Source organism: Moorena sp. SIO3I6 (genome assembly GCF_010672095.1).
Genome location: NZ_JAAHHU010000114.1, coordinates 3,667 through 19,632, shown reverse-complemented (window position 1 = coordinate 19,632; position 15,966 = coordinate 3,667). Strand labels below are relative to the sequence as shown.

The 15,966-nt window shown below is 44.9% G+C and carries 15 protein-coding genes; 5 read left to right on the top strand and 10 right to left on the bottom strand.

Going from position 1 to position 15,966, the window contains the following annotated elements:
* Nucleotides 1–158 precede the first annotated feature (158 nt).
* The 6 genes from F6K49_RS25530 to F6K49_RS25505 all read right to left on the bottom strand — a co-directional run bounded on the left by F6K49_RS25530 (nt 159) and on the right by F6K49_RS25505 (nt 7,063).
* Entirely contained in the window at nt 159–905 is a 747-nt protein-coding gene (locus tag F6K49_RS25530) for a thioredoxin domain-containing protein (RefSeq protein ID WP_293101144.1), read from the bottom strand.
* 131 nt (nt 906–1,036) lie between these two features.
* Nucleotides 1,037–2,443, bottom strand: coding sequence for a M15 family metallopeptidase (locus F6K49_RS25525; RefSeq protein WP_293101141.1), 1,407 nt, complete (start codon nt 2,441–2,443; stop codon nt 1,037–1,039).
* 570 nt (nt 2,444–3,013) lie between these two features.
* The gene (locus F6K49_RS25520; protein ID WP_293101138.1) at nt 3,014–4,351 is read right to left on the bottom strand and encodes a CoxE; all 1,338 of its coding nucleotides are present in this window, start codon (nt 4,349–4,351) and stop codon (nt 3,014–3,016) included.
* Nucleotides 4,348–5,277: a MoxR family ATPase gene (locus tag F6K49_RS25515; protein ID WP_366514227.1), complete on the bottom strand. Its 930-nt coding sequence runs from the start codon at nt 5,275–5,277 to the stop codon at nt 4,348–4,350. The genes F6K49_RS25520 and F6K49_RS25515 overlap by 4 nt, the downstream gene beginning before the upstream one ends.
* A complete protein-coding gene (locus F6K49_RS25510) occupies nt 5,265–6,626 on the bottom strand; it encodes a trypsin-like peptidase domain-containing protein (RefSeq protein ID WP_293101135.1) in 1,362 nt (453 codons plus the stop codon). The genes F6K49_RS25515 and F6K49_RS25510 overlap by 13 nt, the downstream gene beginning before the upstream one ends.
* Nucleotides 6,627–6,751: 125 nt before the next feature.
* Complete coding sequence (locus F6K49_RS25505) at nt 6,752–7,063, bottom strand: CU044_2847 family protein (protein WP_293036515.1); 312 nt, start codon at nt 7,061–7,063, stop codon at nt 6,752–6,754.
* Nucleotides 7,064–7,546: 483 nt separating this feature from the next.
* On the opposite strand from F6K49_RS25505, the gene F6K49_RS25500 reads away from it, so the two are divergent.
* Nucleotides 7,547–7,747, top strand: coding sequence for a hypothetical protein (locus tag F6K49_RS25500; RefSeq protein ID WP_293022523.1), 201 nt, complete (start codon nt 7,547–7,549; stop codon nt 7,745–7,747).
* A 159-nt stretch (nt 7,748–7,906) separates the two neighbouring features.
* On the opposite strand, the gene F6K49_RS25495 is transcribed toward F6K49_RS25500, so the two are convergent.
* Both F6K49_RS25495 and F6K49_RS25490 read right to left on the bottom strand, forming a co-directional pair.
* Nucleotides 7,907–8,275: a putative quinol monooxygenase gene (locus tag F6K49_RS25495; protein WP_293022517.1), complete on the bottom strand. Its 369-nt coding sequence runs from the start codon at nt 8,273–8,275 to the stop codon at nt 7,907–7,909.
* 179 nt (nt 8,276–8,454) lie between these two features.
* Complete coding sequence (locus F6K49_RS25490; protein ID WP_293022514.1) at nt 8,455–9,003, bottom strand: NUDIX hydrolase; 549 nt, start codon at nt 9,001–9,003, stop codon at nt 8,455–8,457.
* Between the two features lie 520 nt (nt 9,004–9,523).
* Here F6K49_RS25490 and F6K49_RS25485 point away from each other — a divergent pair.
* Nucleotides 9,524–10,639, top strand: coding sequence for a dipeptide epimerase (locus tag F6K49_RS25485; RefSeq protein ID WP_293022511.1), 1,116 nt, complete (start codon nt 9,524–9,526; stop codon nt 10,637–10,639).
* Complete coding sequence (locus F6K49_RS25480; protein WP_293022508.1) at nt 10,623–11,723, top strand: DUF1611 domain-containing protein; 1,101 nt, start codon at nt 10,623–10,625, stop codon at nt 11,721–11,723. Before F6K49_RS25485 ends, F6K49_RS25480 begins: the two co-directional genes overlap by 17 nt.
* Nucleotides 11,724–11,742: 19 nt before the next feature.
* On the opposite strand, the gene F6K49_RS25475 is transcribed toward F6K49_RS25480, so the two are convergent.
* Complete coding sequence (locus F6K49_RS25475; protein ID WP_293022505.1) at nt 11,743–11,913, bottom strand: hypothetical protein; 171 nt, start codon at nt 11,911–11,913, stop codon at nt 11,743–11,745.
* Nucleotides 11,914–12,027: 114 nt separating this feature from the next.
* On the opposite strand from F6K49_RS25475, the gene F6K49_RS25470 reads away from it, so the two are divergent.
* Together F6K49_RS25470 and F6K49_RS25465 are read left to right on the top strand one after the other, a co-directional pair.
* Entirely contained in the window at nt 12,028–12,534 is a 507-nt protein-coding gene (locus tag F6K49_RS25470) for a DUF3172 domain-containing protein (protein ID WP_008187233.1), read from the top strand.
* Nucleotides 12,535–12,693: 159 nt separating this feature from the next.
* Nucleotides 12,694–12,879, top strand: a complete 186-nt coding sequence (locus tag F6K49_RS25465) for a hypothetical protein (protein ID WP_293101131.1) — start codon at nt 12,694–12,696, stop codon at nt 12,877–12,879.
* A 43-nt stretch (nt 12,880–12,922) separates the two neighbouring features.
* Here the strand turns inward: F6K49_RS25465 and F6K49_RS25460 are convergent, their stop codons facing one another.
* Nucleotides 12,923–14,986 (bottom strand): PatA/PatG family cyanobactin maturation protease, encoded by a 2,064-nt coding sequence (locus F6K49_RS25460; RefSeq protein ID WP_293071312.1) that lies wholly within the window; start codon nt 14,984–14,986, stop codon nt 12,923–12,925.
* Between the last annotated feature and the right edge of the window lie 980 nt (nt 14,987–15,966).

Here is a 15,966-nt window from a genome sequence, read left to right as displayed (position 1 = left end):
AAGAGCGAGTGGTGCGTTACACCGACGGGCTGTGCCAACACTGGCTACCGATAAAATCAGGGCGAGCCCGTCTTATCACGCACCCTACCAACTTTTGCCTCTTGCCTTTTGCCTCTTGCCCCAAGACGTGTGTTTACAACTCAAATATAGATCCTAGATCATGATTTGACCTGTGCCAGAATACTCTCCATTTCTGATAAGTTGAGAGGAACTTGAAGTACTTCTGTGTTCAACATAAAGAAAGGAGTACCATTAAGACCCAAGCTCTGAGCTAATTTCAGATCGTCCCTAATAGCAGCTTCGGCTCCAACACTGATGCGATCGCGATTAAATTGCTCTAGATCGAGATTAAGATCTTGGGCGATCGCCACATACAATTCTTCATCCAAGTTATTTTGCTGCTCAAACAGGGCATCTTCATACTCCCAGAATTTCCCTTGCTGAAAAGCCGCCCAAGCTGCTTTAGCAGCAGGGAGTGCTTCAGGATGAATCTGAGTCAGAGGCAAATGCTTATATACTAAGGTTACCTGATCGGAATGTTTGTCCATAAACTGCTTTACGCTTTGGTTAGCTTGGGCACAAAATGGACATTGAAAGTCAGAAAACTCCAACAGCACAATGTTATTTTCCGCCACACCAGTAGTAGGGGAATTCCCAATTATCGATGCTGGCTCTGTACTCATTTGCTGCAAAAATGCTTGTCTGGATTGGGCTAGCTCTTGCTGTTTTTCCTGCTGGTAAGCTTGCAGCGACTGTAAAATAGCCTCTGGATTATTCCGGATAATGGTTAATACTTGCGCTTCTAGTTGATCAGGGTTAGCAAAGTTGTTGCTGCAACTGCTCAAGGTGAGCAAACACAGGAATAAGCTAACAATAGTTAGGGAAATTCGAGACAACTGTTTCATTTTAAACTGTTTACTGTTTATTAGTAATGACCGACTGTTTACTATAGCATTTTTCAGAGTTATCAAGTACAGTCCAATTAAGAACGCCCAGATATCAGTGACATAAGTCCTTTAAACCAAGTAAACCACCATCAGCTTTCCTTCGGGAAGCCATCAATAGGGGAGTTGTTCAGTCGTAGTTCAGTTTCAGCATCGAACATGCCATTCTGTTTAATTCGGTCTGTTGGATTGTTTAGATTCCAGAGTTGCTGGAAAGCAAGGACAGAATAATCTCGGATGTCAATGATATTGTCTCCTACATAGTCAAAATGTGGACGGTCTTTTGGTCCATCCCATTGCCAGTCATGTTTTTCTAGAAAGGGTTGCCAACCCTGATAATCTGAAATATCGAGAGCTAGACCAGTCTGATGATTACTTTCACCTGGAGGAGCAGCGGTTGAAATCCCGCAACGTCGATTACTGGCATGGTTCCATAGGACGAGTTGCTGAGCAATAGTGCGATAGGCACTATTCACAACTAATGGTATACCTCTTTCATCAATAGCTTGTTGAAGTGCTTGTTTAGCTGGTAGTTGAAGATAGGGCCAAACAGCGGGTCCCATATCTACATTCAAATCTGCAAAACTGACCAGGGAATTGGGAGCTACGACATTTAGCCTATTGATGAGTTGTTGATCAAGTCCACGAACAGGTAAGGTTGAGCAGCCAGGCATATCCTTAACTTTTATAGAGGTAGAATCTGGTGGAGGGGATTGAACCCAGTTTACTCCTCCAACTAAAACTAAAATCACTATCCCTGAGGTCACCCAGTAAACTCTAAAAGATTTCGGTTTTTCTCTAGTCAATTCTTGATTCTTAGGGAGTAGTAAACGAACTCCAGCAACATGAGCGTGATTACCCCAGCGTCGAATTTTGTCAAATTCAGCTTTTGCCCCTTGCAGATCACCACGAGCAAATCTGGTCATACCACGACCATAAATCAGCAGCTTCTTAAACTTCGATAGGGGCTCCGCTAAGGTTTCTACCACAGCAGCAATCCGGATTAGATCATCCCGGTCGTGCTGATATGCTCGTGATAGGGCTAATCCTAATCCCTTCGCTGATGCTTTTGGTTGAAGATAAGCCTGGGCTGTCCACCGTTGAGCTTTAGCAAATTCCTGAATATCTGGGTCATCGCTTTCTAGTTGCGGCTGGATATAGACTAACAAAAATTCAGATAACTCTTTAATACGCTGTTCACCAAAATTGTGATTATCTTTGAGATAATTTAGCAGCATCTCCCGGATAGTTGCATCCATTTCATAGATTTCTAATCCCACTTCTTCCCAAAGACCAGAAAATAGTAAATCTGTTACAGCTACCCAAGGAATATCTATCCCTCTCCCCTTGACATCTTGCTGAAAGTTTGTCCAAATACAATACAACAAGTCAGGGGTAATCGCTAATGGTAAAGCAGCGTGACAAGCTAGTAAAAGATGTGCCTCTCCAAAGCGTTTTTTAAAGGATTTAATCTGTCGCTGGATAGTTTCAGTTTTCATGGTTTCATGTTAGATAGCAAAGGGAACAGGGAATAGGGAACAGGGAACAGGCAGTAGGGAGTAGGGAGTAGGGAGTAGGGAGAATAAAATTGAATATAGCTCATTAGTACGAGAAACGCTATATAGTGTTTTTAAATAGATCATGAAAACCAATTCTGACTGATCATGACACCAAAAACTCCTCGGATATCTTGACACTGTTCCCTGTTCCCTTTTTCTATGAATACTATGTTTACATCTCAAATCAACATGTTATAGCGTTTATCATGGGGTTGCTGATTCTGGGTATGGTTTCGCCCCCCTAGCCCCCCAATTCTGGGGGGAACAAAACTCTTAAAGTCCCCCAAAGTTGGGGGATTTAGGGGGCTTTAATAAAACCAGATAATCGGGCATTCATTCCTTAATTCAGCAACGCCTTTATCATAGCTATAAGCTACACCGAATTGTTTCCCTATTCCCTATTCCCTATTCCCTGCTCCCTGCTCCCTGCTCCCTGCTCCCTGCTCCCTACTCCCTTTGCTAGCTAACCCAATTGAAAACAGCTCTATAATCAAAATACCTTCAGTTTACTCATCGTATCCGCAAAACATTTATTGCATTTTGTAAACCTTCGCGACTGAATTCAAACATTGGTAGCAAGGGTCTAATCTCACCAGCAGTTGTCCCATTCCAACGGTTGCACGGCATGGGATTAAGCCAAGCCATGGCACGCACTTGCTGTTTGAGTTGTCCTAGAAAGGCTTTGGTCAATTCAATGCGCTGAGGGTTCAGTCCACCACGAGCAGCACCACCATCGCTAAACATCAAAACTACAGTCCACTGCACAGCAAGCTGGGAGAGAATCCTGCTAATCAATTCTGCTTCAAGCTGATCACTGTCGTGATAGAGGTAATCCACTGGACAATTGTGAAAATAGTAGATAGTGGTTTTACCCCAGCGTCCAGCTTGTAAGGCGGTTTCTGTTAGCCGATGGGATAGTCGATGAAAGGGTATCATTGAGCCACCTTGGTCGATTAACAGTAATAGCTCCGTACGATTGACCCGAGGGGAGATAAATACCGGCTCTAGCAATAGACCTTGCCGTCCAATCTGGTTAACGGTTGCTTCAATGTCTAGTTCTGTCTTAGCTCCTTCCCTGACCAGACCCCGCAAGTAACGCCAGCTTTGTTTCATTTGCCTACGGGTAACGGGAGAGTATCCTGTAGTGATCACAATGCGATCGCTAAACCCTGGCTTAGTCTTACGAGAACTCTGCCTTACTGTTTTCGCTCTTTGTACTTCATCTACTCCCTGAATGATTAGTACTGGCTTAAACAGCTTTTCTTGGGGACGATTTCTAGATTTAATAATGTTCCTCAAGACCCCTAGAGTCAATAAATATCCTCCACCTATAGTTAGGATAACTGGCCAATTACCCCATAAAAATCCCGGATTGCGATCACCATTATTTTGAGTTGTTGGGGAATTTATTGGGGAATTTATTGGGGGATTTATTGGAAGATTTGTTGGGGGATTTGTTGGGGGATTTGTTGGGGGATTTGTTGGAGGTATTAAATTCGATATAATAATTATAATTCCAATAATAACTACTCCGCTCAACCAATAACTAAGTTTTTGAAAATAGTTATTTTCCTGTGAATCACCCTCATCTGTGGGAATTTTATCTAAACTATCTGAAGCTTTACTAGTTGGAATAAATTCTTGAAAGTACTTATCAAAAATCTGCTTTTCTTCTTCCGACTTCACCCATAAGATACAGCACAATCGTGCCAACGCTTCCCGGTCTGGAATCCCAAAACCAGCCTGCAATGCCCGCAATAAGGCTTCATACTCACCGATTCCCAAAGGTAAGCCAGCGTCTTGCAGTTTTTCAAACAACTCCATTAGGGGTAAGTCATTGACCTTCATAGCCTTTTTGGGTTTAGATAGCGCATATGGTCATTGACGCTTTTCAGCAATACACCAGGATAGGGGAGTTTTCCATCCAATTGTGCCAAAATTTCATCGGTGGGATGGCGGCGCAGTACCTTGAACCAATCAATTAATTCGCTAGTACTAACCTTTTTACCAGTATTTCCTTTCTCCTTTTCCATTTCCTGACGCAATTCCTGAAAGCGACTTACAGTCTTCTTCACTAGCCTCTCCGGTGATTTCGGAAAATGAGCATTAAGAATGTCAATTAACTGGTGATAGGGAAACTCAACATAATGAAATAAACAGCGGCGTAAGAAAGCATCGGGTAAATCTTTATCGTCATTGCTAGTAATAAAAACAATTGGGGCTTGGTTGGCTATTACTTCTTCACCGGTTTCATCTACAGTAAATTGGCGTTGATCAAGTTCCATTAATAAGTCGTTAGGAAAGTCAATATCCGCCTTATCAATTTCATCAATTAACACCACTGTCAGGGTTTCACTCCGAAACCCATTGCCTAACGGACCCCAACGTACATAGGTCTCGGGATTACTAATACGGGGGATATCCTCTGGTTTAATCATGCCGGTTGCCGCTAACTGAGCATCCCGCAAACGAGCCACAGTATCATAGGTATAAAGACCATCCTTTGCCCGAGTAGTAGATTTGACAGCCCAGACTCTCACAGGCAAGTTGAGCTCATAAGCCACAGCATGAGCCAAGCGGGTTTTTCCACATCCCGGTTCCCCTTTCAGTAGCAAAGGGCGTTCCAGGTAGATCGCTAAATTGACTGCTTCAATTAATTCCCGACTAGGTAAATAAGGATACAACAATTGTCCCTTGCTGTCTCGTTCTCCAGGCTGCGGTTGTAGTGCTGGATCACCTGTATATTCAGGTTTTGGGTTGTTCAGAGTCTCCACCGTTGCTTTACGTCATTAAACCAATCAACGCCACAGCGATCGCATATTTCTGCCAGTACATACTCGGGAATGCCATTATCACTGTTTTCTAGAACGACTTTAACAGTTTCATCGACCTCATGGGTAAATTCGATCGGTAATTCCTCAGATTCTCGCATCATCCAGTCAATCAATTCATCTTCATCAAATTGATTAATCTTGGGAGATTTGACTGGCAGGTGGGGTTGAGTACGGTCTATTTTATCAGAAAATATAGCATCCAAATTCCCCACAGTGCCTTCGTAGTCTACTAAAAACATCAATAATTTGAACCGACTGGCACTAGGGTTAACCTGGCGAGCGTTACTTGCCAAGGGTGTCCAGAATTCACGGATCAGTTGATCTAAATAGGCTTCTGGCATCACATTTACATCATGGAAGACCAGTAGCACATTCTGGGTTTGCCAGTAGCGATAAACTCGTTCAGTAATAGCAGTAACTGACGCTCCCTTTCTCCACAAACCAACCTGATTACCAAGTTCACGCCAAAGGGTTTTGATATCAGTTCTGCGGACTTTTCGCGCTAAATTAACTTTGATAACTTTGCCAGTAATAGTATTAGGAAGATGTTTTTCTACTAAGCGATTCAATAACCAACGTTGTCCGTAGTCTGGATCGCCATGGATTAAAAAAGCCGCGACAGACTGTGTTCGGATTAACCTAAAAAATAAGCGTTCCTGGTCCTCGTAACCAAGCTTTACTAATACCTTATAAAGCTGATCACCATCTAAAACCCGCCAAATTCTATCAAGAGCACCAATGGATATCGCTAAACCAGTTTTATCCCCTTGTCGATGGCTAACTACTCCCAAAAGCTCACCACTAGCTTCATCCACCACCGGCGAACCACTATAACCACGCTGTAGCCCATAGTCATCAACAATGTGCAAATCCAAACCTTGAATTCTTTCCCCTGGTTGTTTCGACCATTCCACTTGCTCCCCTAGGGTACCGTGCAGTGGTCGGATTAAATAGTCCTTAGCATATGATTGAAAGCCAGCAGTTAGGAAAGAGTTACCCTTCTCACCAAATCCTTCTTCTCGGTGTAATTCTGGCTTATTCCAAAGTCCATCTACTCTCAACACTGCCAAATCCAATCCATGATCTTCCCCAGAAGCAATCACCGTGCCAGGTATGCCATCAGCTTTGACATTCTCTGGCCCACCAACCTCTTTCACCACATGAGCACAAGTCAACAAGAAAGCGGTGCCACTAACCTGGCGAATTACAAAACCAGTGCCAAAACCAGTGATTTCAGGGTCACTACTGGTAATTAAAACCACTGACTGCTGTAGTTCTTCTGGGGTCATTCTTTAGCAAAGGGAATAGGGAATAGGGAACAGGGAATAGGGAACAGGGAGTAGGGAATAGGGAGTAGGGAGTACGGTATCAAAAATTATCACAATTCCTATAGGAATTGCTATTAATTAATCAATTAATCTTTGGGTTTCAGTACCAGTTTCACTTTCAGGTTAGCATTTGCCGCTGACCTAGTAATATATAAATTCCCTTCTCCTTCAAAACTAAACCCCAATTCTACCTCAGCCTTCTCAATATCCATCTCCTTATTCAGCTCTTTACAAGTCTGAGCAATGGGCTTGCATGTCTTCACCAAGAGCGGTCTAATCTTATCGAAAGTAGCACTAACTTTATCAGCAAAACCACCAGCGATAGGTTCGACTTGATTCCCTGGTACTTCTACTTCTACCAACGTGCCATCTTCTAATTCAATCAGTTTAGTTGCCATTACAATTTGCTACCTTAAGTTTATATAAGTTAAGTTATCAGCTTAAGCGCTACGCGCACGCTACGCGAACAGCTTTCAGTTATTATCTATCATATATAGCGGTTTGCAATTCAGTTAGGTACAAATTTATGGTTTTTTAGGGAGCAGGGAGTAGGTACTTCGGAGCACAGAAGAGGGAAGAGGCAAAAAATAATGTGTACCTCATAGCTACGAGAAACGCTATATATCGTCTAATGGGCTGACAACCAGCATTATTAGTCTTACTAGGTCAACGGCTGTGGGGAGATGGGGATATCGGGGGATACCCGACTCCCGACTCCCAAACAAATTTGTTACAAAAGTTTAAAAAATATGTTATAATAAAAGATTATTTTGTGTTAGTATAAAAATGTGGCCGACAAACGTCCACATTAAGAGCCAGCCCATAGATTTTCCCGAGTCTCCGGCTGGCTCTTGGTCCCCATCTAAGGAGATACATCAATTATGTCCTATTCTGAACGCCTTCATCCGTGGGTGATAGTTCGGCTATTGCCAAAAATGCAACGAGTGATTGTGGCTCGGTTTCGCAACCGATCGGATGCCCAAGGCCACTTGCAGGCTCTGAAACGACTGATGCCCGATGCTGAATTTATAATTATTTTTGATTTAGGAAAGCCGATGGAAGAAGACTCTGAAGACTCTTAGGGATTTGGGTGATTCGTGATGCCATAGCGCTGCACCCAAGGGCATAGGGAGTAGGCGTCGGGAAATGAAACGGGCAAGATGCCCGTTCCACCTACCGGGTCAAACTACTCTTCCCGATTCCCGATTCCCGATTCCCGATTCCCTGGGCGCAGCGCTATATCAGAGGATTTTGGTGTAGCGGCGGATATCTGGTGTATCAGCCACTAAGCCATCAAGTTGCTTGATGGCAGCTTGGAGATGCTCAGTGACCAGATGAGCATCTAGTGCTTCTGGTGTTGCCCACTCTTCCACAAAGGTAAAATCTGTTGGTTTTGTCTGATTTTGAAGTAATTCGTACTTCAAACAACCTTCTTCTGCTCTTGTGGGTTCAATCAATGCGCTCAGGACAGCTTTGAGTTCCTCAACTTTATCTGGCAGAGCTACAAGACGGGCAACAACATGCAAGGTAGAGTTAGACATATAGTAAAGGGAGTAGGGAGTAGGGAATAGGGAGTAGGGAGCAGGGAGCAGGCAAGAGGCAAGAGGCAAGAGGTAAAAGGCAAGAGGCCAAAAATCCTGTGTACTTGATAGCTATGAGAAACGCTATAGAACAAAGGGAGTAGGGAACTTCAGATCAAAAATTATCACAATTCCTACACGGATTGCTATATTTTAAGCTGACGGCTGACAGCTGACGGCTGACAGCTGACAGCTTAATCCTTACTAATTTAAGACAAAAACTTCAAGCCTAAAAACAAAGCAGCAATTGTTCCTGAAACACAAATTTCTCCTTGTTCAATTTTTTTCATAACCTCGTCTATAGGTACCAAAACAATTTCCACCTCTTCCGTAATATCTAGATTTTGGATACCCGATGGCTGAGCATCTTCCGCCATAATTAAATGAATTGTATTGGTATCTTTTACCGGATTATCATATAAGGTTGCTAGGGAAAACATATGCTCAGAGACATAACCAGTCTCTTCTTCTAATTCCCTAGCAGCTGCCTTCAGACTATCTTCTACTGTTGAGTTGAAACCACCCCCAGGGAGTTCCAATAAAATTTCTCCCACTCCATGGCGATATTGACGGACAAAAACAACATTGCGATCGCAAGTAATTGCCAGTATCAGCACAATATCCGGTCTAACATTGATGAAGTAGTCATCAACAATTTCACCACTTGGTAATTCTACTTCATCTTGCCTGACTCGACACCATTTATTGTCAAAAACCAACTTTGATTTCATGGTTTTCCATGGCTGTATTGAAATCATTAAATTACTGAATAATTACAAAAGGATAAGTTACAGTATTAAGGGTGAAGGTTGAAGGTTACAGGTTGAAGGTTGAAGGTTACAGGTTACAGGTTACAGGTTAGAGGTTGAAGGTTACAGGTTACAGGTTACAGGTTGGGTTAGAGGTTGAAGGTTACAGGTTAGAGGTTGAAGGTTACAGGTGGTAGGTTACAGGTTACAGATTGTAGGTTGTAGGTTACAAATTGGGTTACAGGTTGTATGTAGGTTAGAGGTTACACCTTGTAGGCGAGTATGATCTGGCAAACCTATTATTGACCATCGTCCTAGTAGAGTATAACCTTCAAGCTACCCTTCACCGAACCCCAAAGGCGAACAACCTTGGCCTTTGGCCACGCTACGCGAACAACTAAACAACCTTCAACCTTTAACCAAATAACCTTCAAGCTACCCTTCACCGAACCCCAAAGGCGAACAACCAACTAACCTTCAACCAACTAACCTTTAACCTTAAACTAAATAACCATATACTAAATAAACAATGCGTATTGGCGTTGAAACGTTCACGGTACATAAGCAGTTCCCTTTAACCATCAGTCGTGGCACCACTTCTGAAACCACCAATGTCTGGGTCAGGATCGAACAAGAGGGTATTGAAGCGTGGGGCGAAGGGTCTCCCTTTTCCCTAGGAAAGGCAACTAGCCTCAGCAATAGCTCGTCAGATCCAGGCACAGAAAGTTTCCTAACCCCCACCCCCCATAAGCAAACTACTGAGATTCTGCTGGAAGCCCTAGAGGTGGTTATCCCGATGCTGGAGGTATTTAGTCCTTGGGAACACCAACAAATTGAACGGGTTTTGGAGGAGGTACAGGTGCCATCAGCGGCTTGGGCGTCCATTGATTTGGCAATACATGACTGGCTAGGGAAGCGGGTGGGATTGCCCCTCTGGCGGCTGTGGGGATTGAACCGCCGCCGAATTGTACCAATTTCCGCTACGGTAGGCATTAGTGACCCAGAAAAGGCCAGGCAACGGGTGCAGGAATGGATTCCCATTACTGGTGCTCATGTACTGAAAATTAAATTAGGTTCACCTGAGGGGATTGCTGCTGATCAACAGATGATTCTGGCTATCCGAGATGAGGCACCAGAAGCCGAGTTGAGTGTAGATGCCAATGGGGGTTGGAGTTTGGAGGAAGGGGTAGAGATGTGTAACTGGCTGGCGAGTCAGGGGGTGAGGCATGTGGAACAACCCCTCGCTCCCGGAAAAGAGGTTGATTTACCCGAGTTGTATAAGCAATCCCCTTTACCAATTTTTGTGGATGAAAGTTGCAAGACTAGCCAAGATATTCCGCCGTTGGCAAACTGTGTCCATGGTATTAACATTAAACTAATGAAATCTGGTGGTTTAACTGAGGCAATACGGATGGTGCATACCGCAAAAGCTTGTGGGTTGCAGGTGATGTTTGGTTGCTATTCTGACAGTACTCTGGCGAATACAGCAGCTTCTCATCTCTCACCACTGGCAGATTATCTTGATTTAGACAGCCACTTAAACCTAGTAGATGACCCCTTCACAGGGGCAACCCTACAAAATGGGCATTTGATACCGAATAATTTACCAGGACTGGGGGTGAAACGCCGTGAATTTAACCACTAATCGGCGTATTGCGATTCTACTCCATGAAGGGATTCTTGGTTCAAAAGGCAAAACCGGACTGACTCTGTTACGCTATTGCCCAACTGAGATTGTGGTGGTGATCGACCAGCAGTGTGCTGGGCAGTCTTTGTCTAAATTAACTGGAATTAAGGTTAATGTCCCGATTGTAGATTCCGTGTCTGCTGCCCTGGCTTATCAACCGGATATCCTAGCCATTGGTATTGCGCCCTCTGGGGGAGCATTACCAGAGCCTTCGAGGCAGGAGGTCAAAGTAGGGGTAGGAGCAGGGTTATCGATTATCAATGGTTTGCATACTCCCATGGCATCTGACCCAGAGTTACAGCAATTACTGCAAGACGGTCAGGTAATTTGGGATATTCGTCGGGAACCGAAGGGATTAGGAATAGCAAGTGCTCAAGCGCGATCGCTACCTTGTCAGCGCATCTTGACAGTAGGTACAGATATGGTAGTGGGCAAAATGTCAGCAGCTCTGGAGTTATATTTGTGCGCCCAACGTCAGGGCATATCATCGAAGTTTCTAGCCACTGGTCAAGCTGGAATTATGATTTCTGGGGATGGCATTCCCTTGGATGGGATTCGGGTAGACTTTGCGGCTGGTGCTGTGGAACAAATGGTACTGCGCTATGGTAATGACCACGACTTATTGATCGTAGAAGGGCAGGGTTCCCTTTTGCATCCTGGTTCCACAGCTACTCTACCGCTAATTCGAGGAACTCAGCCCACGGGATTACTATTGGTCCATCGAGCCGGACAGGAGTCTGTTCGTAATCATGACCATGTGCCGATTCCCCCATTACCCAAAGTGATTGAGCTTTACGAGACCGTTGCTAGTGCTGGTGGGGCATTTGGTCAGGTAAAGGTGATTGCGATCGCACTTAATACTGGCCACTTGGATGATCAAGCTGCCCGGTCGGCCATTGAACAGGTACAAACAGAGACTGGCCTACCTTGTACCGATGCTGTGCGATTTGGAGCAGATGTATTGTTGAAAGCAGCAATTGGTGATCGGGAGTCGGCAGTCGGGAATCGGGAGTCGGGAATCGGGAATCGGGAGTCGGGGTAAGACAAGAATTTACTATACCTCAAACATGTTTCCCAGCTCCCCAACTCCCCAACTCCCCATCTCCCCAGCTCCCCAACTCCCCAGCTCCCCATCTCCCCAGCTCCAGCTCCCCAGCTCCCCATCTCCCCATCTCCCCATCTTCCCATCTCCCCATCTCCCCAGCTCCCCAGCTAGCTCCCCAGCTCCCCATCTCCGGATTAATCTTGGCGTACCTGGCATACTGAAAGAAGGGGGCAAGTAGCAACTACTCCCAGGAAATCTTGACCCAGAAAATTCTAAACGTTAATTACGTTAATTGAGTCAAATGAAACGTGAATCCAACAGTTCTAATGGGATACCTGAACTTAATTACACAACCTTAGCGATTCTTGGTGGGGTTTTTGTCTTGGGACTTGGAGTTGGTATTGCTTTTAGCTCTGGTGCCACTCTCAACCCAGAAAACGTTGCCTCCCGTGAAGTGATTGACCGCAGCGCACCAAACCCAGAGCTTTGTATTCAGTATGGTGCCAGTGCGATGGTGACGGATATGCAAGTTTTCGTGACTCTCAATCCCTTTAATGTGTATGTGACCCAGCCCAAGATGCGACCTGGGTGTGTTTTACGTCGGAATAACTGGTCAATTTTGGAACAGAGGAGGCTGATCTCATCGGAACAGGTCCGGGAATGCAAAAATCGGATGAATACTTTTGGTTTCACTGGTGTCCTTGAAGGTTCACCAGAAATCCGCTGTATCTATCAAAACGATGCAACCGGTAACTTATTCCTTAATCAAGGGGGTGCCACCGGACCACGGGAAACGGATCAGTTTTGAACTCCGATCTTGCACCAAGTTTAAAATTTACCTGTAAAAGTAGGGAACAGGGAACGGGGAACAGGGAACAGTGATTAAGATTTTACTCTCTCTTGATGCAAAGGGCGAGTGGGAGAAACCCCGTTTTACCGACTGCATCGCTTTCAGTACTGAAATTGATTGTTATCGCTTCCGTTATTAAGTTTTTTTTGTACTGGTGCAAGATTTCAGCCCAGGATTAGTATTTTTATAATACTGTTTTCGTCAATTATTACCCCCTGCTCCCTATTCCCTATTCCCGATTCCCGATTCCCGATTCCCGATTCCCGATTCCCGATTCCCGATTCCCGATTCCCTCCAATATAGATAAGGAAATCAAAAAATTTCCTTATCTCGATTTCATAGGTCCTTAATAAGGAGAAGACCAAGAGCGAACTTCGCCTAAAGTCACAGGAATTAAATCACTAACATCAATGGTAAAGCGGAAGACTTTCTTAGCTCGACGGTTGTTTTCTGGGTCAAAGAATTTCAACTGCACATCCCAACAATCACTATCCATCCGACAGAAAGGACTGCGCTGCACTACAATACTATCTAATTCCATTCCAGCTGCTACTGCTTCAGAGAAAGTTTGAGCTGCTTGGAAAGCGTTTGTTGCCGCAAAATTCAGCGCCCGGTCTTGAGAAGTTTGTCCTAAGTTACGCAGATCATAGTAAACCCGGTTGAGAAAACTGCTGAGGCTTTTCCGCATTTGCTCATCATCTGCCTCTGCCTGCTGACCCCGTACCGCTTCCAAAGCAGAAGAAACCAGCGTATTCACCCTCCAACCGTAGATGCCACGAGGACTTACCGGTTCAACCACTGGAACAACTTGCCCAGAGAACAGTTTTACGGTTCTTCCCGTTAACCGTCCAGGGATACTTACCCGTTCAATGTATTCCTCAGAATCTTCTGCTTGTACTTCCCCAGAGAGCAATTCCTGAAATGCAGCATAGACATCTCTGGCAAAGGACCCCGAAGGTTCGAGGGCGTAAATTGGAGTCAACTCCATATTCAGCGTCCAAATTAAGGACTTGGCTTCCGACAGATTTGCCTCCAGATAGTCCACCATCTGACGGGCATCATAGGGATTTGCTGGCACCTGAGTGCCTTCAATCTCATAAGGTGGCATCAACTGTTTGAAGGAGTCGCGCCGTGCTTCGGTTCCAAAGTCGTAACCCAGGGTTCCGATCACATAAATTATATCGCCACCACTGGCTTGAACGGGCTGGCTGGGGGTAATTGCATTTGCAGTAGTGTTGGACATTGCAGAGATCTGGTGATTTGATGTGGATACAGATGAAGTTGATACAGAGGTCGCGGTGACCGGGGCTTGTGTAGATTGAGGTTCAGAAGCAATAACAGCAACATCAGTGGGTTGTGCAGGGGCTACCGCTGTCTCAGTTGAGGAGGCCGCAACGGCAGGTTGAGCTTCTGTGGGATCAACGGCTGAAGTCACCTCAGCACTGAGTGCCAGTTGGGGGCTAGTTTCTGGCGTTCCGTCACAGCCACAGCCCGATGCTTCAACGGTTGAGAGTTCTTCAGATTCAGACATGGTTTCTCCTGTTAAATCAGTAAACGCCCCAGCAATATTAACCTCACCCACCAAACAACGAGGACGCTGATCGTTTTCCGGTAGGTTACAGGGTAGGGCTGTTTTTAGCAAGGCAGTACGAACTTTTTGGGGGTCAGGTTCTTCACCCCGTTGCCGTTGCAGACTGAGCAAAAGTGCCGCAACTCCACTGACAATGGGGGTGGCAAAGCTGGTGCCACTGAGTCTGACTGTACCACCTCCGGGTTTAGCTCCTAGAATATTCTCTCCCGGAGCCAGAATCCCTTGGTTTTGATAGGTTTGACCCCAATTACTCAGTTCTAGGGGTTGTCCCTGGCCATCCGTGGCTCCAACTGCTAGGACAGCCGGAAGGGCAGCGGGAACGTGTAAACACTCACACCCGTCATTGCCCGCAGCCGCCACAATTAATACATTATTGTCTCGGCACAGACCGACAGCCTGTTGGAGCCAGTCCTCTGCTTCACCATAGTCAGTCAGTTGTCCGCCGCTGATATTGATAATATGCGCTCCGGCATTAACGGCCTGTTCAATGGCACGAGACAAATCCAGTTGGGAGAGGCGGCGACCTTCATCGGCGAACACAGGTATGACTAACCCCTGGCAGTTCGGGGCAATCCCCTGCACAGGAGAACCATGCTGACCCAAAATCAGACTGGCAACATGAGTCCCATGGCTCGACATCCTCCCCCTCGGGTGTGCCTCTCCCTGAACTAACGTTGGCAACCGCTTTAGCCTAGCCCCATCAAAACAAGGATGAGCCTGGTCAACAACCCCATCTAGAACTGCAACAACAACTTGGGAGTCCCCTTTGGTTTTTTCCCAAAGTCCCTGTATTCCTGGGATTTTAGCAATTTCAGACATTGAATCCCAAACTAATTTTGGATTGTTAAGCCATTGGTTAACATACTATGTCCAGTGGTATAGAAGACTGATATAGCCACAAAACTTAATATTTAGGCACTTGCGTGTAAAAAAAATATCAATTAAAGTAGAATGGGCAGAGTTATATATAGCAATTTTTAGCGACGTTTGAGGACAAATCTTATCTTTTATCTTTTTAAGGCAAAAGGCAAAAGGCAAAAGGCAAAAGGCAAAAGGCAAAAGGCAAAAGGCAAAAGGCAAAAGGTAAGCTATCAGCTATCAGCATATGCTTAGATGGGCAAATCCCCAAACTTTCAATTCTGTCAAATCTCGAAATATTAAATTATCCTGTTCGATGTTTATTTTAAGCATTAGGCATTATAGCTGACCGCTGACTGCTGACCGCTGACTGCTGAATGTTGAGGGCAAAAGGCAATATTCAAGAGGGTTTTAAAGGAATCAGCCTCAAATAAAACTGTACCTCATAACTGCGAGAAACGCTAGAATCTGGAATACTCAAAAAAACCAAACTGTTTTTGACCACCCTAAAAGCTTCTTGATGACCTCTTGCCTCTTGCCTCTTACCTCTTGCCTCTTGCCTTTCCCTAAGAAAGTATGTTCATACCTCAAATCGAAATGCTATAGTCCAGGGCTATAGTAGGGTGGGCAAAGTTCTATAATCTAGAATACTCAAAAAAACCAAACTGTTTTTGCCCACCCTACAAGCTATTCCCAATAGTCCAGGGCTATAGTAGGGTGGGCAAAGTTCTATAATCTAGAATACTCAAAAAAACCAAACTGTTTTTGCCCACCCTACAAGCTATTCCCTCGGTTCAGCTCAAATCGAAATGCTATAGTCCAGGGCTATAGTAGGGTGGGCAAAGTTCTATAATCTAGAATACTCAAAAAAACCAAACTGTTTTTGCCCACCCTACAAGCTATTCCCAATAGTCCAGGGCTATAGTAGGGTGGGCAAAGTT